Origin of the sequence: Rhizobium sp. WW22 (genome assembly GCF_047041135.1) — a bacterium.
Classification (GTDB): domain Bacteria; phylum Pseudomonadota; class Alphaproteobacteria; order Rhizobiales; family Rhizobiaceae; genus Rhizobium.
Genome location: NZ_CP178198.1, coordinates 3,660,357 through 3,683,363, shown reverse-complemented (window position 1 = coordinate 3,683,363; position 23,007 = coordinate 3,660,357). Strand labels below are relative to the sequence as shown.

At 61.4% G+C, this 23,007-nt stretch carries 24 protein-coding genes and 1 tRNA gene; 13 read left to right on the top strand and 12 right to left on the bottom strand.

Features of this window, described 5'->3' with window-relative positions; genetic code table 11:
* Positions 1-3: 3 nt before the first annotated feature.
* Positions 4-999 (bottom strand): BMP family lipoprotein, encoded by a 996-nt coding sequence (locus ACK83U_RS17895; RefSeq protein WP_041677159.1) that lies wholly within the window; start codon positions 997-999, stop codon positions 4-6.
* A 49-nt stretch (positions 1,000-1,048) separates the two neighbouring features.
* On the opposite strand from ACK83U_RS17895, the gene ACK83U_RS17890 reads away from it, so the two are divergent.
* Positions 1,049-1,393 (top strand): hypothetical protein, encoded by a 345-nt coding sequence (locus tag ACK83U_RS17890; RefSeq protein ID WP_412474690.1) that lies wholly within the window; start codon positions 1,049-1,051, stop codon positions 1,391-1,393.
* On the opposite strand, the gene ACK83U_RS17885 is transcribed toward ACK83U_RS17890, so the two are convergent.
* Positions 1,363-1,680, bottom strand: coding sequence for a hypothetical protein (locus ACK83U_RS17885; RefSeq protein WP_112610774.1), 318 nt, complete (start codon positions 1,678-1,680; stop codon positions 1,363-1,365). The genes ACK83U_RS17890 and ACK83U_RS17885 overlap by 31 nt on opposite strands.
* 233 nt (positions 1,681-1,913) lie before the next feature.
* On the opposite strand from ACK83U_RS17885, the gene ACK83U_RS17880 reads away from it, so the two are divergent.
* Positions 1,914-2,003 (top strand) — tRNA-Ser (locus ACK83U_RS17880).
* Between the two features lie 205 nt (positions 2,004-2,208).
* On the opposite strand, the gene ACK83U_RS17875 is transcribed toward ACK83U_RS17880, so the two are convergent.
* Positions 2,209-3,750, bottom strand: a complete 1,542-nt coding sequence (locus tag ACK83U_RS17875; protein WP_112610772.1) for an FAD-dependent monooxygenase — start codon at positions 3,748-3,750, stop codon at positions 2,209-2,211.
* A 218-nt stretch (positions 3,751-3,968) separates the two neighbouring features.
* Between ACK83U_RS17875 and ACK83U_RS17870 the strand changes: the two genes are divergently transcribed.
* Positions 3,969-4,595 carry a TetR/AcrR family transcriptional regulator gene (locus ACK83U_RS17870; RefSeq protein ID WP_112610770.1) on the top strand — a complete coding sequence of 209 codons (627 nt, stop codon included), beginning with the start codon at positions 3,969-3,971 and terminating at the stop codon, positions 4,593-4,595.
* Between the two features lie 122 nt (positions 4,596-4,717).
* Here the strand turns inward: ACK83U_RS17870 and ACK83U_RS17865 are convergent, their stop codons facing one another.
* Entirely contained in the window at positions 4,718-5,614 is an 897-nt protein-coding gene (locus ACK83U_RS17865) for an SDR family oxidoreductase (RefSeq protein WP_112610768.1), read from the bottom strand.
* A gap of 93 nt (positions 5,615-5,707) precedes the next feature.
* Here ACK83U_RS17865 and ACK83U_RS17860 point away from each other — a divergent pair, with 93 nt between their 5' ends.
* Together ACK83U_RS17860 and ACK83U_RS17855 are read left to right on the top strand one after the other, a co-directional pair.
* On the top strand, positions 5,708-6,541 hold the full coding sequence (locus ACK83U_RS17860) for a helix-turn-helix transcriptional regulator (RefSeq protein ID WP_112399439.1): 834 nt from the start codon (positions 5,708-5,710) through the stop codon (positions 6,539-6,541).
* A 247-nt stretch (positions 6,542-6,788) separates the two neighbouring features.
* A complete protein-coding gene (locus ACK83U_RS17855) occupies positions 6,789-7,730 on the top strand; it encodes an NmrA family NAD(P)-binding protein (RefSeq protein ID WP_412474689.1) in 942 nt (313 codons plus the stop codon).
* 16 nt (positions 7,731-7,746) lie between these two features.
* Here ACK83U_RS17855 and attM read toward each other — a convergent pair whose 3' ends face one another.
* On the bottom strand, positions 7,747-8,538 hold the full coding sequence (gene attM, locus ACK83U_RS17850; protein WP_112610766.1) for a quorum-quenching N-acyl homoserine lactonase AttM: 792 nt from the start codon (positions 8,536-8,538) through the stop codon (positions 7,747-7,749).
* Positions 8,539-8,648: 110 nt separating this feature from the next.
* Here attM and ACK83U_RS17845 point away from each other — a divergent pair, with 110 nt between their 5' ends.
* On the top strand, positions 8,649-9,551 hold the full coding sequence (locus ACK83U_RS17845) for a LysR family transcriptional regulator (RefSeq protein ID WP_112610764.1): 903 nt from the start codon (positions 8,649-8,651) through the stop codon (positions 9,549-9,551).
* On the opposite strand, the gene ACK83U_RS17840 is transcribed toward ACK83U_RS17845, so the two are convergent.
* Positions 9,548-10,858, bottom strand: coding sequence for an MFS transporter (locus tag ACK83U_RS17840; RefSeq protein WP_412474688.1), 1,311 nt, complete (start codon positions 10,856-10,858; stop codon positions 9,548-9,550). The genes ACK83U_RS17845 and ACK83U_RS17840 overlap by 4 nt on opposite strands.
* A gap of 109 nt (positions 10,859-10,967) precedes the next feature.
* On the opposite strand from ACK83U_RS17840, the gene ACK83U_RS17835 reads away from it, so the two are divergent.
* A complete protein-coding gene (locus ACK83U_RS17835; RefSeq protein WP_112610762.1) occupies positions 10,968-11,420 on the top strand; it encodes a winged helix-turn-helix transcriptional regulator in 453 nt (150 codons plus the stop codon).
* Between the two features lie 26 nt (positions 11,421-11,446).
* On the opposite strand, the gene ACK83U_RS17830 is transcribed toward ACK83U_RS17835, so the two are convergent.
* The 4 genes from ACK83U_RS17830 to ACK83U_RS17815 form a co-directional block, all read right to left on the bottom strand.
* Positions 11,447-12,328 carry an NAD(P)/FAD-dependent oxidoreductase gene (locus ACK83U_RS17830; protein WP_112610760.1) on the bottom strand — a complete coding sequence of 294 codons (882 nt, stop codon included), beginning with the start codon at positions 12,326-12,328 and terminating at the stop codon, positions 11,447-11,449.
* The gene (locus ACK83U_RS17825; RefSeq protein WP_112610758.1) at positions 12,325-12,774 is read right to left on the bottom strand and encodes an Rrf2 family transcriptional regulator; all 450 of its coding nucleotides are present in this window, start codon (positions 12,772-12,774) and stop codon (positions 12,325-12,327) included. Before ACK83U_RS17825 ends, ACK83U_RS17830 begins: the two co-directional genes overlap by 4 nt.
* Positions 12,775-12,843: 69 nt before the next feature.
* Positions 12,844-13,428 carry an isochorismatase family protein gene (locus ACK83U_RS17820; RefSeq protein ID WP_112610756.1) on the bottom strand — a complete coding sequence of 195 codons (585 nt, stop codon included), beginning with the start codon at positions 13,426-13,428 and terminating at the stop codon, positions 12,844-12,846.
* Positions 13,429-13,497: 69 nt separating this feature from the next.
* The gene (locus tag ACK83U_RS17815; RefSeq protein WP_112610754.1) at positions 13,498-14,247 is read right to left on the bottom strand and encodes a sulfite exporter TauE/SafE family protein; all 750 of its coding nucleotides are present in this window, start codon (positions 14,245-14,247) and stop codon (positions 13,498-13,500) included.
* A 79-nt stretch (positions 14,248-14,326) separates the two neighbouring features.
* On the opposite strand from ACK83U_RS17815, the gene ACK83U_RS17810 reads away from it, so the two are divergent.
* From ACK83U_RS17810 to ACK83U_RS17795, 4 genes are all read left to right on the top strand, one after another.
* The gene (locus ACK83U_RS17810; RefSeq protein WP_412474687.1) at positions 14,327-15,226 is read left to right on the top strand and encodes a LysR family transcriptional regulator; all 900 of its coding nucleotides are present in this window, start codon (positions 14,327-14,329) and stop codon (positions 15,224-15,226) included.
* Positions 15,227-15,310: 84 nt separating this feature from the next.
* Complete coding sequence (locus ACK83U_RS17805; protein WP_112610750.1) at positions 15,311-16,117, top strand: alpha/beta fold hydrolase; 807 nt, start codon at positions 15,311-15,313, stop codon at positions 16,115-16,117.
* 135 nt (positions 16,118-16,252) lie between these two features.
* Entirely contained in the window at positions 16,253-17,374 is a 1,122-nt protein-coding gene (locus ACK83U_RS17800; protein WP_112610748.1) for an alkene reductase, read from the top strand.
* Entirely contained in the window at positions 17,371-18,099 is a 729-nt protein-coding gene (locus ACK83U_RS17795; protein WP_112610746.1) for an SDR family NAD(P)-dependent oxidoreductase, read from the top strand. The genes ACK83U_RS17800 and ACK83U_RS17795 overlap by 4 nt, the downstream gene beginning before the upstream one ends.
* Before the next feature lie 33 nt (positions 18,100-18,132).
* Here the strand turns inward: ACK83U_RS17795 and ACK83U_RS17790 are convergent, their stop codons facing one another.
* Positions 18,133-18,426, bottom strand: coding sequence for a hypothetical protein (locus ACK83U_RS17790; RefSeq protein ID WP_112610744.1), 294 nt, complete (start codon positions 18,424-18,426; stop codon positions 18,133-18,135).
* A 152-nt stretch (positions 18,427-18,578) separates the two neighbouring features.
* On the opposite strand from ACK83U_RS17790, the gene ACK83U_RS17785 reads away from it, so the two are divergent.
* Complete coding sequence (locus ACK83U_RS17785) at positions 18,579-19,646, top strand: LacI family DNA-binding transcriptional regulator (RefSeq protein WP_112610742.1); 1,068 nt, start codon at positions 18,579-18,581, stop codon at positions 19,644-19,646.
* Here the strand turns inward: ACK83U_RS17785 and ACK83U_RS17780 are convergent.
* Entirely contained in the window at positions 19,643-21,829 is a 2,187-nt protein-coding gene (locus ACK83U_RS17780) for a mechanosensitive ion channel family protein (RefSeq protein WP_112610844.1), read from the bottom strand. The two genes, ACK83U_RS17785 and ACK83U_RS17780, sit on opposite strands and share 4 nt — an antisense overlap.
* Positions 21,830-22,002: 173 nt before the next feature.
* Here ACK83U_RS17780 and ACK83U_RS17775 point away from each other — a divergent pair, with 173 nt between their 5' ends.
* A complete protein-coding gene (locus ACK83U_RS17775; protein ID WP_112610842.1) occupies positions 22,003-22,968 on the top strand; it encodes a hypothetical protein in 966 nt (321 codons plus the stop codon).
* Positions 22,969-23,007: the final 39 nt, after the last annotated feature.

Here is a 23,007-nt window from a genome sequence, read left to right as displayed (position 1 = left end):
ATATCAGTTCTTCGGGCAGGCGTTGTCGGTCAGATAATCGTGGACCTTGATGGTGCCAGCGACGATATCGGTCCGGGCCTTGTCGACGGCAGCCTGCATTTCCGGAGTGACGAGCGACTTGTTGTTGTCGTCCATAGCGACGGCAACGCCGTCTTCCTTCAGGCCGAGTTCCTGCGTACCAGGCGTGAACTTGCCGTTCTTGGCGTCGCTGAAGGCATTGTAAACGGCCAGGTCGACGCGCTTGACGACAGAGGTCAGAACGGAACCCGGATGCAGGTAGTTCTGGTTCGAATCGACGCCGATCGACAGCTTCTTGTTGTCGGCGGCGGTCTGCAGCACGCCGAGGCCGGTCGCGCCGGCAGCCGCGTAAACAACGTCTGCGCCCTGGTCGATCTGGTTCTTGGTGAGTTCGCCGCCGCGAACCGGGTCATTCCAGGCAGCGCCGGTCGTGCCGGTCATGTTCTGGAAAACTTCGATCTTCGCATTGGTGGCACGCGCACCGAGCTCGTAGCCGCATTCGAACTTGCGGATCAGCGGAATGTCCATGCCGCCAACGAAACCGATCTTGCCGGACTTCGAGGCAATGGCAGCCATGACGCCGGCGAGATAGGAGCCCTCGTTTTCCTTGAACTTGACCGAGCGGACGTTCGGCAGGTCAAGGCTGTCGTCGATCAGGACGAATTCGGTCTTCGGATATTCGGCAGCAACCTTCTGAAGTGCCGAGGTCCAGGCAAAGGAAACAGCGATAACCGGATTGAAGCCCTTGCTGGCGAAGTTGCGCAGCGCCTGTTCGCCCTGAGTGTCGCCCGTCGGCTCGAAGTCGCGGTAAGCGATGCCGGTTTCCTTCTTGAATTTTTCGGCGCCGTTATAGGCAGCTTCGTTGAAGGATTTGTCGAACTTGCCGCCGGTTCCGTAAACGATTGCCGGCTTGATATCGGCCGCAAGCGCCGTTGCCGACATGGCAGCCAGGGCGAAAAGGGTCAAAAGGGATTTTTTCATGTGGTGCAGCCCTATTGTTTCTATCTTGTTGGGTCCTCCCGCAAGCCCGTTGACCGGGCAAGTCTGCGGAACCGCCGACCTCCCCGAGGCCAAGCTGGCGCGCATCCTTGCATGGCTGCATGAAAAATTCACGAGAAATTTTTCAGTTGGTAAAGATTTGTGGGAATTGGTGAAAACCCATCCAAACGACCCTTTTTTTAAACAATTTCGGGCCAAAACTGCAATTTTATTGGTCAGAACAGCTGCCGGTCAGCTCTCCGCAATCGCCCCTTTTGCTCACCACGGCATAGCTGCAAGCCCATCGCCAGACATTCTCCGACGTCACCAAAATCCCCAAATGGCACAGAGCGAAACGCAGCCCTTTCAGGTGCTGAAGCGTCCGGCAACGGGCTGACGCTTATAGGCGATCACCCACAGAAGCAGCGAGATCACCAGAAAGACCGCGAAAGCTGGCTGAAACAGCAGCCATTGCATCGCCAAGTCATAGAAGCGGGGATGAACATAATAGGCGATAGTCGAGCGAAGGCTTGCCAGCGATGAAGGGCTAACATCGTTCCACGCATCCCCCATCGGGGTCATGACCACGGCGGAAGCCGCCACGGATTGAATGGAATCGATGGTGCCGGCGATCACAGCCACCACCAGCGCGACAAGGCTGGTAAAACGCAACAGGAAACGCATAAACTCCTCCCGATACTCAACTACGTCACGCCTTTGCGGGCCGACCGGTCTTATGCCGCCTCATCCATTTCTTTAGATAAGTGGAGCGCGAAATAAGCGCAATGGGGATGAGACGCAGAGTTTTTTGTCCAGAAGTCAAAAAACTGTCAGATTCGGGTTGATCCTAGGAAATTCATCGGTATATATCGCGCCGTTCCCACAATAGCTCCTTTATCGGATGCGAAAGTGCAGATGGACAGGTGGCCGAGTGGTTTAAGGCGCACGCCTGGAACGCGTGTGTGCGTGAAAGCGTACCGTGGGTTCGAATCCCACCTTGTCCGCCATTGACCGCTGCCCATACTACAGAGATAGAGAACACTCTGCTCAAGAGGCGGACGACAACCTCTTTTCCGATCTGTTTGGCGTCCTGATCCGCGTAGGTCGCGGTTTTCCACCGAGCCATGCTCCGGATGCTTGCCCGCTCGCATAGCATCGGCCATGACCTTCGCCAACCACGCAGCTTATCTCATGCTCCGGACGCAACGCTTCTCAGGCAGATGCGCGCTCCGGTTCGCCGAACCATCGCAGCGCGGCCTTTGCGGCTTCCTCGATATCGGGTTCAGCTTCGCACACCCAGGCGACGACACCATCTGGCCGTATCAACAAGGCATTCACGTCAAGCCGGTCCCCGACATTGTCCGCGGCGAGATAGGCGATCCGGTTACCCCAGCGACCGGCAAGCGCCTCAAGCGATGCGTTGGCGGTGAAATCGAGCAGCAGGCCTCTGCCTGCTCTCAAGAAGTCGCCAAGCCTCGCCTCGTCGGCCAACTCGAAATCGGGAGCGCTGCGACCGACAAGCGGATTGATGTCGCCGAGATCGTAACGGAGAGAAACGCCCCATACCCGCTCGGCGAAATAGGTGGCGCCATCACGTGTATCGATCAGATCGCGGATGATCGCCTCGAGCGCCCGCGAGCTCCGGCTCGGCCGCATGAGCGCCACCTGCGCACGTGACCAGTCGAGCACCTGCGCTCCGACGGGATGCCGCTCGCTGGAATAGGTATCGAGCAGGCTGTCCGGCGCATCGCCACGGATCACGGCGGCAAGCTTCCATCCAAGGTTCATCGCGTCGCCCAGACCAAGGTTGAGGCCCTGGCCGCCCAAGGGGGAATGGATGTGCGCGGCATCGCCGGCAAGCAGAACGCGCCCTCTGCGATAGCTGGTCGCCTGGTAGGCGCGGTCCGTCCATGTGGTGGCAAGCTTGACTGCCGTTAGAGTGACTTCGGTGACGGAGATACGGCGCAGCACCGACTGCACATGCTCGAGCGTGATCGGCTGGGTCCGGTGGAAAGCACCGCCGTCGAAGTCGACCAGCGCGATCGTCGCGGGCGGCGAAAAAGTGTACATGCCCGTCGCGGTGTAGTGGCGGCCTGTTTGAAGCTTGTCCGGGTCTGCAATCTCGACGTCAGCAGAATAGCCGGTAAATTCGGGATCGGTGCCGACAAATTCGAAGCCGCCAGCCTTACGAACGATGCTGCGGCCGCCGTCGCAGCCGACGAGCCAATGTCCACGAAAGGTCTCGCCTCCGGCGCAGACGGAGATACCTTCATCCGACTGCTCGAAGCTCTCGACGCCGAAGCCGCGGCTGATCTCGACGCCCATCGCCTCGGCGCGAGCGGCCAGGATCGTTTCGAGGCTTTCCATCTCGACCATCATGCTGGTGCCGGCCGGGCTTGGAAGGCGATAGGGCCATTTCGAGGCATCGATATTGTCATGGAAGAACTGGATACCGGCAAAATGGCCGCCCGGGCGGCGCGGCTGATGCATCCAGTGCGCAGCCGATGCGGCGCGATCGCCCGAACCGTCCTTCGGAGTTTTGGGCGCAGCGATATCGCCCAGCAGGCCGCGACGATGGAAGGCTTCGATGGTTGGGGCGGAAAGGCCGCGCATGCCGAAGGGAAGGCGCTTCAGAGGCGAGCGCGGATCCTCGGCCTGCTCCAGCACCAATACGGAGAGACCGGCGAGACGCAGCTCACAGGCGAGAAACAAGCCGACAGGTCCGCCGCCGGCAATCAGGACATCATAAATCAAGAGAATTCCTCAAGCGAACAGCGCCGCAAGGGCGCCAGACATTCCGGCTTCCAGGAGTCCCAGCCGGCGCGAGTCCGTGGAAAAAGCCAATCTCCATTCGAGCGGGCGACGGTGCAGTCACGGGAACAGCCATAAAACCTGTGCCAATTTCACCGATTTCGTGATCGCAATATTATTTTTACACTCGGTATAAATTTACTTATGGTATAAATATATTCATGTCAAATCGAATCAAACTCCGGGACCGTAAGAAGGAGATGACGCGTCAGGCGATCTCCAATGTCGCAACACGCCTCTTCGTCGAACATGGCTTCGACAAGGTTTCCGTCGCCGACATCGCTGACGAAGCGGAAGTCGCCAGGAAGACGGTATTCAACTACTTCCGCCGCAAGGAGGATCTGGTTTTCGATCGCGAGGATGAGGTGCGCGAGTTGGTGCGCAAGGCGATTGCCGACCGCGGCCGAGCGCCGCCGGTGCGCGCCTTCCAGGCGCTGATGCGGGAACTGGTGGAGACGCAGCATCCCCTGTTCAGGATCACGGAGCGGCCTATCGCGTTCTGGCGCATGGTGGCGGAGAGCCCGGCACTGACGGCGCATGCATGCGGACTGCAGGTGAGCCTTGCCGGCGATCTCTCGATAATACTGTCCGACGCCGTGGGCCAGCCCGCTTCCGATCCAGAGGCGCGGCTCGCCAGCACCATGCTGATGGCGACGCTGGTGACCGCCTATGGCGAGGCGCTTCGCGCCTTTCGCGAAAACCGAAGGCCCGAGGCAGCGCTGTCGAGCGTCCTGGACCGAGGTTTTGCCGGTGTCGACGCCGCTCTTGCCGGGACACCGTATGCCTGACTCCGGAGCTTTCTGGATCGCAGCCTGAAAGATGAAACCCGGCCGAATGGTCGGCCGGGTCTTCGAATGCATGATCCATCAGACCATCGATCATCCGCGGACCGTAGCCGATGGCACCGGCATTACGCTGCGGAAACCTGCAGCTCTGCAAGATCCTGAAGCAGTGTCGGACCTTTCGGCTCCCAGCCTAGCGTCTGGCGCGTCTTGGCGCTGGAAGCCGGCATGTCGTGGCCGGCAAACAGGGCGAGCCAGCCGAAATAATCCTGCGCCTCCTCCTTGGCGACGGACTTGACCGGCAGGTTCAGGCGGCGGCCGATCGTCTCGACGATATCGCGCATGGGCACGCCTTCCTCGGCGGCCGCATGATATTTGGCATTGGGTTCAGCGCGCTCGGCGACGAGGCGATAAAGACGGCCGACATCGGTAAAATGCGCCGCCGGCCAGCGGCTTGATCCATCTCCGACATAGGCGCAGACACCCTTTTCCCGGAATGTCTGGATCAAAGGCGTAATGAGCCCCTGGCTGACCGGATCATGCACCTGCGGGAGGCGCACGACCGAGACATTGACGCCGATTTCGCTCGCCAATATCCCGGCCTCCTCGGTGGCGGCACGCGGATGCCTATCGGAGCGGACGATCGGATTATCTTCCTTTGCCGGCTCGCCCGGCACCGTGTTGGCGATCGGCGTACCCGACGTAATGACCAGCGGACGGGCGGAACCGGCAAGCGCCGAGGCGAGCGTTGCGATGACTCGACGATCATCCTCGCAATTCTGGGCGAATCTCGTGAAGTCATGGTTGAAGGCAAGGTGGATGACGCCGTCGGATTGCGAAGCGCCGCTTTTCAGGATGGCCGCATCCTCGATCGTGCCGTGAAGGACTTCGGCGCCGGCAGCGGCGAGTGCAACCGCCTTTTCCTTCGAGCGCGAAAGGCCGAGCACTTGATGGCCCGCACCGATCAATTCCCTGACGACATGCGAGCCGACATTTCCGGTCGCACCGGTAACGAATATACGCATATGCACTGTCTCCTTATTTCGTCGGAGACAAATTTGTGCCTATCGTTTATTCTGGTAAAGTAGTGACCTTATCATAGTAAAGACACTAACAGGATGACCGATCTCATCGAAACCGAAAACGCGCTCGGGACCTATCTGAGGGACCGCCGCGCGAAACTCGACCCATCCGCCCTGGGATTTGCCGGCGAACGGCGGCGCACGCCTGGACTACGGCGCGAGGAAGTGGCGCAGCGCGCCAATATCAGTCCGACCTGGTACACATGGCTGGAACAGGGCCGTGGCGGTGCGCCTTCCGCCGACGTGCTCGACCGGATCGCCCGCGCGCTGATGCTGACGGAAGTGGAGCGCGAGCACCTGTTCCTACTTGGCCTCGGGCGTCCGCCGGAAGCGCGCTATCGCAAAAATGATGGCGTCACGCCGCGGCTGCAGCGCGTGCTCGATGCGCTGGAGCCGAGTCCCGCCATTATCCGGACCGCCACCTGGGACGTCATCGCCTGGAACCGGGCAGCACCCGTGATGCTGATCGATTACGGATCGCTACCGCCGGAAGAACGCAATATTCTGCGCTATATCTTTCTCGATCCGCGTGCGCGCGCCGTGCAATATGACTGGGAAAGCGTCGCCCGTTTCGCCCTGGGCGCATTCCGTGTCGATGCAGCGCGCGCAGGCGCATCGAGTGAGATCGAGCCTTTCGTGGCGGAACTTTGCCGCATCAGCCCGGAATTCAGGGCCATGTGGCGCGAAAACGATGTTCCTGGCACCCATACCGAAGCCGTCAAACATATACGCCATCCCATTCTCGGCCCGCTGGCATTCGAGTATTCGGCCTTTTCGGTCGATGGCCGGACGGATCTCAGCATGATCGTCTACAATCCGGCAACGCCTGACGATGCCGAGCGGATCAGATCGCTACTGCCTCAGCCGTAAGGCAAGTACTGCGTCGCGCGCGTACCTATCTATTGACAGCATCCGTGACGCCGACCTAGATATCGTCCGTCGAAAATGGCTGGCTTGGTCTCGGTAGGCCCAGGCCCTTCTCCCTCAATGGAGAAGCTCTGTTCCGCGCTTGCGCGGATACCCCGACAGTCCCTGCGCCTCGTGCGCGTTTCGGGTCTGCGGGTGGTAGCCATTTGACGATGCTCCCTCGGCAGACCATGTTCGAAGGAGCCGTTGTATGTCCATGATCGATCGATCCAAGCCTATCCTCGTCTATCTCGCAGCCGGCGTTCAAGGTAGCGCCGTCGTCCACGCCGCGTTGCAGCGTGGCCTCAAGGTTCGGGCGCTTGTGCGAGACCGGGAGCGCGCCGCCGCACTCTCGGCCCTCGGCGTCGAGCTTGTTGAGGCGGATCTTTGCGATGCCGCCTCGCTTCGCGTCGCCAGCGTCGGCATTGCACATGCCGTGCTGCAGATCCCGATCGGATCTCAGGCGGATATGCGTATCCAGACCGACAACGCGATATCGGCTTCGCTCGCATCCGGCATGAAATCCATCGTCCTCAAGCTTGCCAGCGCCAGTCGCCCAGCGCCCTGTGCGGAACCGAGCTTTGCCGCCAACGCCATGATCGAAGACATCATCCGCACGTCAGGCCTGCCCTTCGCCACAGTTCGCCCCACAATGTACCTCGACAATCTCTTGAAGCCTTCGGCGCGCAAGGACATCATTGAACATGGGATCTTTGCGCCACCGATTGCCGAATCCCAGCGGATCGCCTGGACCTCGGTCGACGATTGCGCCCGTGCCGCTGTTACTCTTCTGGAACGGGGCATTGTATCAGGCGATCATCGCATCGCCGGGCCGGAAAGCGTTGATGGAAACGAGCTTGTCACGCGCATCGGTGCGGGGCTTGGTCGCCGGATTGCTTATCGCCAGCAGCCGCTCGACGAATTCGAGCGGGATGTCGATGCCGCGATGGGGCCAGGAACAGGGCGCCGCGTCGCCTCGAAATTCCGCTTCTTCGCATCGCATCCGGAAGAGGCGGATGCTATGCTGGCCGAGCCCTTCAGGCCGCAAGCCGGCCTGGAGGATTTCCAGCCGACGGGCGTCGAGGAATGGGTTCGTCAGCATCGAGCACAGTTCTTCGATACGGAACGAGCACCATCAGGCGAGCAAGGCTAATCGGAGGGATGCGCCTTCAATCGTAATAGGCCGGGGCGTGCTTGAACCGAGGCCACGCCTCGGGATCATGCCCCGTGACCACCAGCGCATCGGTCTGTTCGGCAAGCGCACGCAGCTTGCCGACGGATCGCACCGTGTCGACGGCGGACGCCATGAAACCGGGGAGCGCTTTTTCGTTCCAATGATCGAGCGTATAGGCGGCATCGATCGCCAGCAATATCGCGCCTGCGTTCGACAGCCGCACGAGAAAGGATTGATGGCCGACGCTATGGCCCGGCGTGAAGATCATCCGCAGCACGCCGTCGCCATAGAGATCGTAGCCATCGGTCGCGTCGCCCTCCAGGAAGCGCCATTTCAAGCCGGGACGGTCGAAATCCTTTCGGACATAGGCTCCGGCGGCGAACCAATCCGGCGCAAAGGCGTAGCGATATTCGCGACGTTGGGCGATATGGGTCGCGTTCGGGAAACGGCCGATAGCGCCGCTGTGATCGGAATGCAGGTGGGACAGCACGACGAAGCGGATGTCTTCACCGGATATGCCGAGGTTCGCCAGCTGCGCGACGCATCCTTGCTCTTCGGTCATCACAGGCTGATAGCTATCGATCACATCGCCCCAATAGCCGCGCGGATCGGTCAGACCTTCAGCAGCCAGTCCGCCATCGATGACGACATTACCCTTCGGATGCGTCAGCAGAAACCAGGGAACCGGGATTTCGCAATCGGCGTCGCCACCCTGATTCATCCTGATATCGTGCGCCTTGCAGCGCTGCGTGCCCGATTGAAACATGTAAAGCCTTATATCGCTCATGAGCCTGACCTGTGGTTGCTGTTTGAACGCCGTTTTCGGCGATCGAACGCTTCCCCACCAGACGGCATCATCCACTTACATTTATCGGCTGAACCGATATATTGGGGCGCATGGATCTGCTGGTGGCGATGCGCGTCTATGTCAGAGTGGTGGAAAGGGGCAGCATGTCGGCCGCCGCCCGCGATCTCGGCATGGGTCAACCTGCCGTCAGCGAGCGCATTGATCGGCTGGAGCAATATCTCGGTGCGCGGCTATTGCTCAGAAACACCCGCAAGCTTTCCGTCACCGATGTCGGCGCCGCCTTTTATGAGCGCAGCAAGCAAGTTCTCGAAAGTGCCGACGATGCCCTGACGGTCGCGAATGGCGATCAGTCGCTCCGCGGTACGTTCAGGATCGCAGCGCCGCATGGCGTCGGCGAGGTCCTGCTGCCATCGATCCTGCTGCAGATGCGCAAGCGCCATCCGCTGCTGAAGATCGAGCTGATCCTCAACGACAGGATCGTCGATCCCGTGACGGAGGGCGTCGATATCTCGCTGCGTCTCGGCGATCTTGGCGAAGGCAGCTTCATTGCCCGCAAGCTCGGCCATGTCGGCCGTGTGCTCGTGGCCTCGCCTGCCTATCTCGATGAGCATGGGGTGCCAACGATACCCGACGAGCTTGCCGACCACCCCTTCCTGCGGGTTTCCAGCCTGTTCAACAGCGGACGGCTTCCGTTGATCGGCCCGGAGGGACGGACCGAACTTGCCCCTATCGATATTGTGCTCAGCACCAGCCACTGGCGGCCGCTGCACCGCTTGCTGCTGGATGGAGCCGGCATTGGTGTCCTGCAGGAGCCGGTCTGCGCCGAAGATCTGGCGAGCGGTAGGCTGATTCGCCTGCTGCCCGAGCTCGCCGTGCCGGGATTCGATCTGCATGCGCTCTATCCCGCAATAAGGCCGGTTCCATCGAGGATTCGAGCGGTGCTCTCATTGTTGGAAGAGCAGCTGGGCTCGGCTTCCCCGCCGGAAAACTAGCTATTTTTGTGATCGACGCTCCGTGTCGCCACCTCAGGCGTTGCCCGCAAGGTCAGCGCCCAGAAGAGAAGCGTTGCGAAGCTTATAACCCCACCCGAGATGCAGACGCCCGTCCAGCCGGCATGACCATAGATGATGGTCGCTGTCGAGGAGCCGACGGCGCTGCCGATGGAGTAGAAGATCATGTAGGCGGCGGTCAGCCTGTTCTGCGCATCAGGCCTGACGCGATAGATCATGCCTTGATTGGTAACGTGCACCGCCTGCAAGCCGAAATCGATGACAAGCACGCCGAAAATCAGCCAGAGGATAGAGCGATCCAGCATCGAGATCGGTAGCCAGGCAAAGAGCATGAGAACAAGCGCGATGCCTGTCGTGCGCTGGCCATGGCCACGGTCGGCCCAGCGCCCCGCCCTGATGGCGCCGAGCGCACCCGCGGCGCCGGCAAGGCCGAACAAGCCGACTTGGGTGTGGGACAGGGAGTAAGGCGGCCCGGTCAGCGGCAGGACGAGTGGCGCCAGCAAGGTGGTTATATTGGCAAAAATCAGCATGGCGATGACAGCGCGGATGCGCAGCACCGGCTCCTCGACGAGCAGGATGCCGAGCGAGCGGATGAGACCGAAATAGGAGAGTCCGCCCTTCGGCTTCTCCTGCCGCGGCAGCGCGCGCCAGAGGAGAAGCGCGATTACCAGCGTCAGCGCGGCCGAGACAATGTAGACGGTCCGCCAGCCGGAGAGGTCGGTCAGCGTGCCGGCGACGCTACGCGCCAGCAGGATGCCGAGGACGATGCCGCTTGTGACCATGCCGACGATATGGCCGCGCTCGGCGGGTTGCGCCAGACTCGCCGCATAGGCAACGAGCGCCTGTGTGACCACGGCCAGAAAACCAACCGCGGCCATGGAGGCAAGCAGCATCGCCGCACTTGAGGAAAAGCCGACACAGACCAGCGCGGCTACGCTCAAGAGCGACTGGACGATGATGAGCTTGCGCCGGTCGACAAGGTCGCCGAGCGGCACCAAGAGGATCAGGCCGAGTCCATAGCCGAGCTGAGTTACGCCGACGATGAGGCCGGCAACCGTGCGCGACAGCTTGAGATCATCGGCCATGACATCGAGAAGCGGATGGGCGAAATAGGCATTGGCGACAGCAAGGCCACTCGCGACGGCAAAGAGGAGAATCGTTGCCCCTGTCAGCGGCGGATTGGCCACTCCGGAGTATTCGGCGCTCTTAGACGAACCCGCTCGCGAGGAATGAAGGCGCGCAGCATCCTTCGCGCTGCCGGCTGGCGGCGCGTCCTGATCGATCGTCATTGCAAAACTCCCGATTCTTCGGTTTAATAATGAAACCAACAATCGAGTAACATCATTGGTTTAATCATGCAACCATTTCTGCTAACAAAAGACTGGAAAGGCTAAGGCGATGGTCGCGCGGAAAAGCCTGAAGGGTGATTATTGTCCGAGCGCACGGTCGCTCGACGTGATCGGCGACTGGTGGTCGCTCCTGATCGTGCGCGACGCTTTCGACGGACTGACGCGCTTCGGCGAGTTCCAAAAGAGCCTCGGCATTGCCAAGAATATTCTCACCGAGCGACTGCGGACGCTTGTCGCCAGCGGCATCCTGGAGCTTGTGCCAACAAGCGAAGGCGGCACGCGCATGGAATATCGGCTGACGGCGATGGGAAAGGATCTCTTCCCGGTCATGGTGGCGCTGCGGAAGTTCGGCGAGCGCCATCTCTTTGCACCGGCCGAGGAACATTCGCTGCTGGTGGATCGCGCCACGGGACAGCCGGTGCAGCTCGACATCCGAGCACAGGACGGCAGGTCCATCGGACCGGATGAAACGGTTATCGTGAAGGTGCCGGAAGGCGAATAGCGCAAGTATGCCTTCCGAAACCGGGCTTAGAACACCAGCGAACGATGCAGCTGTGCGCCCGCCCAGGCACCATCGCCGACCGCGAGCGACACTGAATGCGGGATACGAGCAGCGTCGCCACAAGCGAAAGCGCCTGAGATGGTCGTTTCCTTCGTGACATCGGTCTGGATCTGGGTGCCGAAAGGCGTTTCCTCGAGCGCGCAGCCGAGCCGCTCGGCAATCGGGCTCGAGGGCGACACGCGCGATGCGGTAAAAAGGCCGGCAAACGGCAGCAGCCGTCCATCGGTTAGCCGAACATCGGCCTTTCCTTCCAGCCTTGCGATGTGTGCCGCCTCGATCGTGACGCCGCGTGCGGCGAGATCGGCGTGCTGCGTCTCATCCGGAACAAAGCTGCCGTTGAGGAAGAACGTCACCTCGCCCCATTCCGGCAGCAATTGCGCCTGATGCAGCGACATCGGGCCGGTGGCGATGCAGCCAATACGGCCCTGACCGAGTTCGTAGCCGTGACAATAGGGGCAATGGAACACGCTCTTGCCCCAGCGTTCGCCAAGTCCCTCGAGCTCGGGCAAGGCATCGGAGACGCCGGTCGCGAAGAGAAGGCGGCGGCCATCATGGCGCGTGGCATCTGCCATGGTCACGACAAAGGCATCCTTCTCGCCCTCGGCCTGTTCGGCCGTGCCCTCGACCCAGCTCAGCGTCGGATAGGCGGAAAGCTGTTCGCGCGCCTTGCGGGCGATCTCGCCGGGGTTGACGCCATCCTGGCCGAGAAAGCCGTGGGATTCCTCGGCGAAACGATTGCGTCGCTTGTCCGCGTCGATGACCAGCACCTTGCGGCGGGCGCGGAGAAGCTGGAGGGCTGCCGCCATTCCGGCGTAGCTGCCTCCGATGACGATGACGTCGTGGCTCATGACAGGGTCCTTTCTGAGCGCCACTGCGCATGACGCCGCGCAAATTCGCCGGCGAGATCGGCCAGCGTGACGTTTTCGAAGCGCTGGAGCAGCAAGGCTTCGGCTTCGGCAAAAGCATCATCGAGGACGGAATTGACCGATTGCTCGACCAGACATTCTGGCGTCTCGTTGCGATTGCCGATGGCAAAGACGGCAGGCTCGCCGAGCGCTTCGTGCAGCTGGCGCAGCGTGACGCTTTTGAGATCGGCCGCAATAGTCCAGCCGCCGGTATGCCCCTTGGCGGAACGGACAATGCCCACCTCGCGCAACAAGCCCATGGTGCGGCGCACGACGACCGGATTGGTGTGCATGCATTGCGCCAAGGTTTCGGAGGTCAGCGGCCCCTCCTGCTCGGCCATATGGAGCAAAGCGTGGAGAACGGAGGAAAGTCGGCTATCGCGTTTCATGTAACTTCAATTATTACGATTCGACGCGACATTCAAGAGCGGCCTGCATTGATGAGGCGAGACCTGCGACTAAGCCCGCTCTTTGAAACGAACCTCGCGTGCCGAAGCGCAGATTCTGATCTCGTCGCCGAGCGACCATTCCGCCGCCCTTGCCGCCATGGCTGCGGGCACGCCCTGCGAGCCCGGCCCAGCGGGAACATCATAGGTGGTGTGCGCATCATGCGGCAGCAGCACGCCATAGCCGCGCTGAAGCGCTGCCCGCGTCGTTGCGGCAATGCACATCTCCGAAAGCACGCCGCAGATGACCAGATTCCTTACGCCGAAAGCGGTCAGAATGGCGTCGAGATCGGTGCCCTCGAAGCCATCATCCTCCGATTTCCGAACAACCACTTCGCCTGATAGAGGTGGGAAATAGAGTTTCCATCCCGGCTGAAACGGTTCGTCCAGTGCACCGGCCGGACCATCATTCTGCAGGAAAATAACCGGCGTCCATGCCGAGCGTGCCTTGTCCAACAGGAACTCGACCATTGCTCTCAGGATGGCATGGCCAGGAACCGCGCTCGACCCCTCCACGAAGGCATTCTGCACATCGACGACGAGCAGGGCATCGGCCGGCGGATGGTCATCGGAAATCTCTTGCTGCTCTCTTTCCATCGATCGGTCAGGCCTCACCTTGAAACAAACTCCATATGGGTGCGCACCGGGCAGCCCGGCAAGACTGCCTCAGAAAGAGGCCTTCATCACCATCTCTGCGCCAAGCACCAGCAGACAAATCAGAAACCAGCGGCGGAAAGTGGCAGGACTGACGCGATTGCGAATGATCTGGCCGGCCCACATGCCGGCAAGTGCCGGGACGATCGCGAGGGTAGAGAGCGCGAGATTGTCGATGCGGAAGGCGCCGTGCCAGGCAAGCGCTGCGGCCAGTGCCACGGTAGACACGGTGAAGGAAAGACCGAGCGCCTGAACCAGCTCCTCCTTCTCCAGTCCGAGCGACTGCAGATAGGGTACTGCCGGCACGACGAAAACACCGGTCGCTCCTGTGAGCAGGCCGGTGACCCCGCCGACGAGCGGCGATAGCAGCGGCTCGAACCTTGCGGGCACATGTAGTTGACGGGCGAACAAAGCATGGCCGGCATAGACGATGAGCGCCGCACCCAGCGCAGCGGTCGTCAGATGCGTATCGTGGGCGGCAAGAAAATATGAGCCGGCGAAGGTTCCGATGACCACGGCAAGAACCAAGAGAAGGAAACGACGGGCAAGTGAGCCAAAACTAGGGCCGGCCAGCAGCTGCCAGGCATTGGTAACGAAAGACGGGACGATCAGCAGGCTGGCCGCGACGAGCGGCGAGATCAGCGTGCCCAGAGCTCCCATCGCCACAGTCGGCAACCCCATGCCGGTGACGCCCTTGACAGTGCCGGCGACGAAGAAGGTCGCCAAGATCGCCGCGACGAGCCATATCGAATGATCCATCATGCCTTTTCAGTAGCAGAGACAAAGACCGGCACAATGCGGATGATGCGAAGTCAGCCTTCGGCTTTTCCGAAGGCTGGAGATGCGATACTCTTCAGCCCATGCGCTTTGTCTGACCGACCTTCGCCTGTTCCTCGCCGTCGTCGATGCCGGCAGCATCACGCATGGAGCCGCCGATGTCGGACTTTCGCTGCCGGCCGCCAGCGAGCGGCTGCGGGATATGGAGGCGAATGGCGGCGTAAAGCTGCTGGAGCGCGGGCGACGCGGTGTGAGCCCGACGCCCGCCGGCGAAGCGCTAGCCCATCATGCCCGGTTGATCCAGCGGCAGCTCACGCAGATGCGCGGCGAGCTTGGCGAACATGCCAGCGGCTTGCGCGCTAGCGTCCGGCTTCTCGCCAACACCGCGGCGATTGTCGAATACCTGCCGCCGCGCCTTGCCGGATGGATGGCCAGGAACCCGCGAACGGACATCGATCTCAAGGAGCGCCAGAGCATCGAGATTGCCCGGGCCGTTTCGTCCGGGCTGGCCGAGATCGGCATCCTGTCGGACGCGGCCGATACCTCCGGCCTGATATTGCGGCCCTTCGCGATCGACAGGCTCGTGGTGGTGATGTCTCGCGACCATGCGCTCGCGCCGTCAAAGCAGATCGCTTTTGCGAAAATCCTGCACGAGCATTTCGTCGGGCTCGCAGGCGGAGCGCTGCAGGATCACATCGACGCGCAGGCCGCCCGCCTCGGCAGCCGATTGAAAATGCGGGTGCGGATGCGGACATTTGAGGCCATTTGCGACATGGCGGGCCAGGGTATCGGCCTCGGCATCGTGCCCGAAGCGGCGGCGCAGCGGCGCAGCCGATCCGCGAAAATTGCGGTCCTTCGCCTTACCGACCCATGGGCGACGCGCCGGCTTTCGATCTGCGCCCGCTCCCTCGAAGAGCTGCCATCGCCCGCCCGCGATCTTTTCGAGCACCTAACAACGATATGACCGTAGCCTGTTGAAAAGACGCGCCGGCATCGACTAGTCTCGCCGCATGGCTGTCAGGAAGAGACGGCACAATGGGAGGTGGGTATGGAATTTCAGGACGATGAGCTTCACCGCTTCGAAGCCGAAGGGGCCGCCCCCTTGCCGCATACCGAGGTGGAAGGCCATGTCGATCATAATGGCGCGCGTATCTGGTATGCATCCTACGGCAAGGGTACTCCGGTGATCCTCCTGCATGGCGGGCTCGGAAACAGCGGCAATTGGGGCTATCAGGTGCCGGCGCTGATCGACGCAGGCCATCGGATTATCGTCGTCGACAGCCGGGGCCATGGCCGCAGCACACGCGACGAGCGACCATACACGTATGAGCTCATGGCCTCCGACGTTCTCGCCGTCATGGACAGGCTGAAGATCGACAAGGCCGCCATGGCCGGCTGGAGCGACGGCGCCTGCATCGGCATGGTGCTTGGAAAAACCCATCCGGAGCGTGTTTCCGGCGTCCTTTTCTTTGCCTGCAACATGGACCCGAGCGGCACGAAGGAATTCGTGGCGACGCCGATCATCGAGCGCTGCTTCTCCCGCCATACGAAAGATTATGCGGCGCTTTCGGCCACGCCTGACGCATTCGATGCCTTCGTCGAAGCGGTCGGCCTGATGCAGCGGACCGAGCCGAACTACACGGTCAAAGATCTCGCCGAGATCAATGTGCCTGTTGCCATCGTGCACAGCGAGCACGATGAGTTCATCAAGCGCGAACACGCCGATTATCTTGTCCGGCATATTCCCGGGGCGGAACTGATCTTTCTGCCCGACGTCAGCCATTTCGCACCGCTGCAGCGGCCGGCGCAGTTTAACGCCGCTCTGCTCGCCTTCCTCGCTCGGACTGCCGCCTGAGATCAGATTCAGTTGCGCATGTCCGATCGTTGGAATAAATGATGACCATCATCTTATTCGAACTCCCGAGACCGAATCGCCGCTGACAGGCCCTTCCGCCCCGGGGAGCAATTTGGCTCCAGGCAGGAGAATTTTATGACAGCCACTTTGTTTTCGCCTCTTTCCGTCGGCCCCTATGAGCTTGCGCATCGCATCGTCATGGCGCCGCTGACCCGCATGCGGGCGAGCCAGCCCGGCAATGTGCCCTCGGCTTTGAATGCAGAATATTATGCCCAGCGCGCCAGCGAGGGCGGGCTCATCATTTCCGAGGGCTCGCAGATTTCACGGGCCGGACAGGGCATGCCGGCCACGCCGGGCATCCATACGGCCGAACAGATCGCCGGCTGGAAGGCGGTGACGGATGCGGTTCATTGCAAGGGCGGCAAGATCTTCCTGCAGCTCTGGCATGTCGGCCGCATCTCCCATTCCTCGCACCAGCCTGATGGCGCTCTGCCGATTGCTCCTTCGGCCATCGCCGCCCAGGGACAGGCCTTCACGGCCTCCTTCGAGCGCGTGCCCTTCGAGACGCCGCAGGCGATCGATATCGACCTGATGCCGCTTTTGATCGACGTCTATGCTCAAGCCGCCGCCAATGCCAAGCAAGCCGGCTTCGACGGCGTCGAGATCCATGGCGCCAATGGCTATCTGATCGAGCAGTTCCTGCAGGCCCGCACCAATCAGCGCACCGACCAATATGGCGGCTCGATCGAGAACCGCACGCGGTTGTTGCTAGAGGTGGTCGAGGCGGTTTCCGAGATCTGGGGGTCGGATCGCGTCGGCGTCCGCCTTTCGCCCTTCGGCATCGCCAATGACAGCGGCGAGGACGACCCCCTGCGCCTCTATGGCCATGTCATTCGCGAACTGGACCGGCTCAACCTCGCCTATCTGCATCTGATCGAGCCGCGCGCCAGTGGTGCGGGCCAGGCCGAGGTCGACCACAAGAACGTGCCGTCGGCTGCGGAATTGTTCCGGCCCGCCTGGTCCGGCACGTTGATCGCCGCGGGCAATTTCCGGCCTGATACGGCTGAAGCGGCACTTGCCGCGGGCCATGCCGATGCCATCGCCTTCGGTCGCCTGTTTATCGCCAATCCCGATCTGCCGGAGCGCATTCGTCGCGGTGCTCCCCTTAATCCCTATCATCGCCCAACCTTCTATGGCGGCGGTGCCGAGGGTTACACTGACTATCCGACGCTGAAGGCCAGGGAGGCTGCCGAATGAGCACGCCAAGCGCAATTATTGTTGGAGTGGGTGCCGAGCAGGGTCTGGGTGCGGCGCTCTGCCGGCTTCTCGCGGACAAGGGCTATCATGTCGTCGTTGCAGGCCGGACCGCAGCGAAGATCAATCAGGTGGCCGCTACGATCCAGGCAGCCGGCAGCAGCGCCGAGGCGATCGAAACGGATGCGACGGATGAAGCCGCGGTCATCCGGCTATTCGAGCACGCCTTTACCACTCGGAACGACATCGCTCCGCCCGATCTGGTCGTCTTCAACGCTGGCATCAATCGCCAGATCGGCTTCCGCGACCTGACGGCCGCCCAATTCGAAGAATTCTGGCGCATCTGCTGCTTCGGCGGTTTCCTCGTCGGGCGCGAGGCTGCGCGGCATCTGGCGCCGCTTGGCCGTGGCACCGTGATCTTCACTGGCGCTTCCGCCAGCCTGCGCGGCAAGGCAGGCTTTGCGCAATTCGCCGCCGCCAAGGCCGGTCTTCGCATGATCAGCCAAAGCATGGCACGCGAATTCGGTCCCCTCGGTCTTCATGTCGCTCACACCATCATCGATGGCGGCATCGACGGGGAACGGCTGCGCTCGCGTCGGCCGGATGTGGACGCCGATGGGCTGTTGAATATCGACGCCATCGCCGAGAGCTACTGGCATATCCATCGTCAGCATCCTTCCGCCTGGACGCAGGAGCTCGATCTGCGTCCCTACAAGGAAAATTTCTGAGGCTCGAAATTTCGCGCGCTCCATGGCGTAGCTCTAGCAATTTCGCGACAAAGCCTTGGCAATCGCGAGAAACTTCGGGTCTTCTAGCCCATTGCGATGCCGGATCTCGGCTTCGTTTTCGGTGTCAGACGCGTCGCTCGGAATCGTAAAGGACCATGCCGAGGGATGTTTCCGGCGGCGGCGGAAAATGTTTGCCAGTCGACCCAGCAAACCTTGTTGGCCGGCCCCGCCCTTGTCCTCCGGTGAAGGCGGTTCGACTGCATCCGGATTGCCCGGATCGCCCCATCGATCATTATAGAGATCCTTGAAGAGATAATTAGTCAGCATCGGTTTATCCTCTATTGAATCGATTCAATAATTACTCAAATTGCCCCTATTGAATCGGTTCAATTATACGCCTCAAGATTCCACCGTCAAGAAGAATTGAACCGATACAACTTCGTTGCTAGTATCCGCCGGAAAACATAAGGAGCATTTCATTGGCTAAGGGCACCATCAAGCTCGCGGATGTCGCCAAGGCGGCAGGCGTATCGCAGGGGACCGCCTCTAATGTTTTCAACCGGCCCGAAGTGGTGCGCGAGGAAGTGCGTGAGCATGTGCTGGAGACAGCCAAGCGGCTCGGCTACGCCGGGCCGAGCCTGACCGGCCGGCTGCTGCGGGCGGGAAAGGTCAATGCCATCGGCGTCGCCGCGGTCGAGCCGATTGCCTATTTCTTCAATGACCCGTGGGCCAGGGCTCTGCTGGCCGCGGTTTCCCGCGTGTGCGATGCCAGCGGCACCGGTTTAGCTTTGGTCTCGGCCAAGGACCGGCAGACGGTGGACTGGAACATCAAGAGCGCATTGGTAGATGGCTTTATCCTGCTCTGCGTAGAGGGCGGAGAGAAACTGGTGCAGTTGACGCGCGAGCGGCAATTGCCCTTCATCGCTCTCGCCTTGAATGACGAGGACCCGTCCATCCCTTCGATCAGCGTCGACAACGTGGGAGGCGCGGCCGTTGCGGCGCGGCATCTGGCGGAATTGGGCCACAGGCGTTTCGGCGTGCTCGCAACAGAACTTTCGGACGACCATGTGGGGCCGGTCGGAATTGCAGAGATCGAACGCGGGATCTATTCCACCTCCCGCAATCGCGCACTCGGTTATTGGCAGGCGCTCGAAGCATTCGGGATTGGCCGCGAGGACGTGCCGATCTATGAGACGCTCAACGACAAGCCAAGCGTTGAAGCCGGGCTGAACTACCTGTTTTCCCTGCCCGAACCGCCGACTGCGATCCTCGCCATGTCCGACAACATCGCGCTTCTGGCGATCAACTGGCTGCGGGCACGAGGTCTCTCCGTGCCGCGGGACGTCTCCGTCATCGGCTTCGACGGCGTGCCGGAAGGCGGCATGGTAGAGCCCGGCCTGACGACGATGGCCCAGCCCTTTGCCGAGATCGCGGAACGCGCGGTGCAGGCCGTTCTTCACGATGCCGTGCCGGCCGAGCGCGAGATGATCGGCGTCACGCTGATCGTGCGCGGCAGCACGGCGGCGCCGAGACCTGACCGGATCTAACCCGCCTGCTGCGCGCCATCCACATTTGCCGCCCGCATCTCGATAAGCTGCCGAGCAGCGGCGGCTGCGGCATCCTTATCGCCTGCCACCTGAACGGTCGGGAAGGCGAACTGGATGCCGTTTTCGTCGAAGGACTGTTTGATCAAGGCCAAGGCGCTGCGGCGGATGACCGAGAGCTCGTTCGGCTTGGCGGTGATCGCCAGCCTGATCTCGATCGCGAAATCGCCGAATTGCTCGACGCCCTTCATCTTCAGCGTCTGAATGATACTTGGCTTCAGATCCTCGTCTTCAAGCAGGCGCTGGCCGATATCCTTGACGATGCGCTTCAGCTTCACGAGATCGGTATCGTAGGTGACCTTGACGATGATCTTATCGATCGCCCAGTCGCGATTCATGTTGTTGACCGCACCGAGCGAGCCGAAGGGGATCGTCGCCAACGGGCCGCGCTGGTGGCGCAGCTTGACTGAGCGCAGGCTGAAGGATTCGACTACGCCCTTGTAATGGCCGCTTTCGATATATTCGCCAATACGGAAGGCATCGTCCCAGAGATAGAAGACACCGCTGATGACGTCCTTGACGATCGTCTGCGCGCCGAAGCCGACCGCGACGCCGACGACGCCGGCGCCGGCGATCAGCGGCCCGATCTGAACGCCGAGGCCCGACAACACCATCATGACGGCAATGATGCCGATGACGACGGCAAGGATATTACGGAAGATCGGCAGCAGCGTTTGCAGCCGGGCGCGGCTCGCCCTTATCTCGTCGGATTCGCCGGCGGCGGGCAGAGCTTCCATCACCTTGCCGTCGATATAGGTTTTTGCGAGCTGCCAGACGAGATCGGCGACCAGCAGGATGACGATGCCACCGAGAATGCCGCGAGCGATGCGGCCCACGACCGATTCGCTGCCGCTCATCATCGCATGCGCCTCGACTCCAAGCATTTTGCCGAGCCACAAGGCCGCGAAAGTGATAATCAGCGCGCGCACGCCCCGGTCGAGCAGCACAGCCGCGATCTTGCCGGCACCAAAAATGCCGTCGGCCGCATCATGCAGAGCGTCGATTGCCTTTGTCGATACCGAGAGGACGCGCGGCAGCAATATCGCATAGATGCCGATCCACAAGAGGCCGTCGAAGCCGGCCACCCAGAGGCACCAGAGCGCCACGAAGAAAATCGTCAGCAGCCAGGAAACCGTCTTTACCCCACGCTTTTCCGGCGGGAGTGGCCTCGCCCACACGGCAGCCGTGGCGATCAGGAACAAACCGATGCCGAGCGTGTAGCCGATGAGGTCGCGCGCGCCGGCAGAAAAGTCCAGCGACGTGACGGCCTGTATGACCGCCCAGCCGCAGGCGAAATAAATGGCAAATAGCGTGCATCGCCGATACCAGTAATAGGCCACGCGCCGCCGTTCAGCGATGCGGGCGGTGCCGCCGTCCTCGTCTAGGACATCGTTGGCGCGACGCATCGCGATCAATTCCATGACAAGCTTGCCGATGGAGATCGCCAGCCTGATCGATACCATCGCGATGACGCAGGCGATGGCGAAGTTTTCGATGACCGGCGGCCAATCGAAGGCAAGAAGCGGAACGAGCGTCACCAGACCATGGATGATGGCGGGCACGACGCCGCCCAGAAACTGGAAGCGCGCTGCCTGCAGTTCCGTCTCGGTACCGGCAGCCCTCTCGCTGCGCTGCATATGCCTGGTGTTGATGAAACGGGCAACGGCGAGTTCGACCACCAATCCGAGGAAGAACAGGAGGACAATCTGAACGATGATGCGCACGAGCCCGACCGACTTGCCCTCCCCCTCCAGCTTCTCCGATGCGGTCATGACCTCGTAGGGCAAAGTCATCGCAGCGCCGGAGACCAGCTCGAGGTGATGCCGCGTGTGGCCGAGCATGCCCGACAGAACCGACATCTGATTGCCGTCGGCGGGAGCCGGATCGGTGACGGGTGCGGGTTTATCGCTGGCGGACGCAGGCTGACTGTTAAGCTGCGTGGTAAGCCACTGCCTGACATCGGGCTCGTTCAGCAGCTGGATCAGCTCGCGAACCTTGTCGGGCGGCGGAGTTGTCGGCTGCGGTGCGGCCGCATTCTGAGCGAAGACCGCCATGGGCACAGCCAGTACGAAAAGACAAAAAAGCAGGCCTCCGATCGTCCACCTGCCGCCCCTGACATTCCTCATCTGCGCTGCCCTTCTTGCCATCGGACCATCCGGCCCGCTCCTGCAGACTATACGCGTTTTTGACACGGGCAAGCAGGCACTTACGGCTCCCAATCCTGATCATACCGCCATTGCCCCGCAACGGCTGTCGCGCTAGGTTCTGCTGCAAAACCGTTCAGTGCTCGGGGATGCGCGTGTTCAATTTCCTGAAAAGGCTCTTCGGCAGAGGCGAGCACGCAGAGGTGCGCTCCAGCCAAACCCTCTCAGTGCAGGAGCCAGAGAACACGGCTGCCGCCAAGACCCTCGATCTCAACATTCCCGATGAAGCCTTGCAGGACGAAGCGGTTTTCGCCGCCTATCTGCAGGAACGCTTGCCGTTCTTCGGCGACCTGATCCGTGCCGACTACGATCCTGCCGTCGGCAGCCTGACGCTGCACAGCCGCAACGGCGATACGATGACGAAATTCCTGAGCAATGCGCTGCTGGCACTGCGGGAAAAGCGTGGGCCGGCGCGCGCGCAGGCGCTCCTCAACTATCTCAACATGACGGAGGCCATGGTCGACAGCGGCGATCTCGCCAAGGTCCTGCCGGTGCTGAAAGCGCGCGATTTCGTCGAGGTTGCGCAGCAGCAGATGATGCAGGCCGTCAAGGACGAGCCAAATCCGCCGCAATTCGTCTACCTCGACGAGGCCGAAAACCTGATCAAGCTCTTCGTCGTCAACGGCGAAACGGCGGTCAACTACGTCATGGCCGAAGCACTCGACGATTGGGGCATCGATGCAAGGGAACTCGCCGAAACGGCACAGGCCAACCTGCAGAAGTTCCTTGCCAAGACCGGCGTTCAGATCGCCAAACGCAGCCGGTTCCAATATGTCGAGGTGGACGGTCAGTTCGAATCCAGCATCGCCTTTCTGCCGAATTTCTGGGCGCAGGTGCAGGAGCAATCCGGGGGCGCCGCGCCGATCGCCGCCTTCCTGTCGCGCGACAAGGTGTTCTTCACGCATGAGAACGACATTGAAGGTCTGCAGCTTCTGGAACTGATCAGCGCCGATCTCAGCGACGTGCCCTACGTTATTTCGCCGGACCAATATCGCTGGGAAAATGGCCGCTGGACGCTATTTCGCCGCGTCGCCCGGATGGAAGCGGCGCGCCGACACTAGGACTTTTACGCATTCCAGGCGGAAAGCCGCTGTGCACCT

Excerpts from the sequence above, each read along its gene's own strand:
- ACK83U_RS17830 (WP_112610760.1), bottom strand. The coding sequence starts at position 12,328 with ATGAGCCACGACGTCATCGTCATCGGAGGCAGCTACGCCGGAATGGCG.
- ACK83U_RS17840 (WP_412474688.1), bottom strand. The coding sequence starts at position 10,858 with ATGACGATCGATCAGGACGCGCCGCCAGCCGGCAGCGCGAAGGATGCT.
- ACK83U_RS17870 (WP_112610770.1), top strand. The coding sequence starts at position 3,969 with ATGTCAAATCGAATCAAACTCCGGGACCGTAAGAAGGAGATGACGCGT.
- ACK83U_RS17845 (WP_112610764.1), top strand. The coding sequence starts at position 8,649 with ATGGATCTGCTGGTGGCGATGCGCGTCTATGTCAGAGTGGTGGAAAGG.
- ACK83U_RS17885 (WP_112610774.1), bottom strand. The coding sequence starts at position 1,680 with ATGCGTTTCCTGTTGCGTTTTACCAGCCTTGTCGCGCTGGTGGTGGCT.
- ACK83U_RS17800 (WP_112610748.1), top strand. The coding sequence starts at position 16,253 with ATGACAGCCACTTTGTTTTCGCCTCTTTCCGTCGGCCCCTATGAGCTT.
- attM (WP_112610766.1), bottom strand. The coding sequence starts at position 8,538 with ATGAGCGATATAAGGCTTTACATGTTTCAATCGGGCACGCAGCGCTGC.
- ACK83U_RS17815 (WP_112610754.1), bottom strand. The coding sequence starts at position 14,247 with ATGATGGATCATTCGATATGGCTCGTCGCGGCGATCTTGGCGACCTTC.
- ACK83U_RS17835 (WP_112610762.1), top strand. The coding sequence starts at position 10,968 with ATGGTCGCGCGGAAAAGCCTGAAGGGTGATTATTGTCCGAGCGCACGG.
- ACK83U_RS17805 (WP_112610750.1), top strand. The coding sequence starts at position 15,311 with ATGGAATTTCAGGACGATGAGCTTCACCGCTTCGAAGCCGAAGGGGCC.
- ACK83U_RS17855 (WP_412474689.1), top strand. The coding sequence starts at position 6,789 with ATGTCCATGATCGATCGATCCAAGCCTATCCTCGTCTATCTCGCAGCC.
- ACK83U_RS17825 (WP_112610758.1), bottom strand. The coding sequence starts at position 12,774 with ATGAAACGCGATAGCCGACTTTCCTCCGTTCTCCACGCTTTGCTCCAT.
- ACK83U_RS17795 (WP_112610746.1), top strand. The coding sequence starts at position 17,371 with ATGAGCACGCCAAGCGCAATTATTGTTGGAGTGGGTGCCGAGCAGGGT.
- ACK83U_RS17860 (WP_112399439.1), top strand. The coding sequence starts at position 5,708 with ATGACCGATCTCATCGAAACCGAAAACGCGCTCGGGACCTATCTGAGG.
- ACK83U_RS17810 (WP_412474687.1), top strand. The coding sequence starts at position 14,327 with ATGCGATACTCTTCAGCCCATGCGCTTTGTCTGACCGACCTTCGCCTG.
- ACK83U_RS17865 (WP_112610768.1), bottom strand. The coding sequence starts at position 5,614 with ATGCGTATATTCGTTACCGGTGCGACCGGAAATGTCGGCTCGCATGTC.
- ACK83U_RS17820 (WP_112610756.1), bottom strand. The coding sequence starts at position 13,428 with ATGGAAAGAGAGCAGCAAGAGATTTCCGATGACCATCCGCCGGCCGAT.
- ACK83U_RS17790 (WP_112610744.1), bottom strand. The coding sequence starts at position 18,426 with ATGCTGACTAATTATCTCTTCAAGGATCTCTATAATGATCGATGGGGC.
- ACK83U_RS17780 (WP_112610844.1), bottom strand. The coding sequence starts at position 21,829 with ATGAGGAATGTCAGGGGCGGCAGGTGGACGATCGGAGGCCTGCTTTTT.
- ACK83U_RS17895 (WP_041677159.1), bottom strand. The coding sequence starts at position 999 with ATGAAAAAATCCCTTTTGACCCTTTTCGCCCTGGCTGCCATGTCGGCA.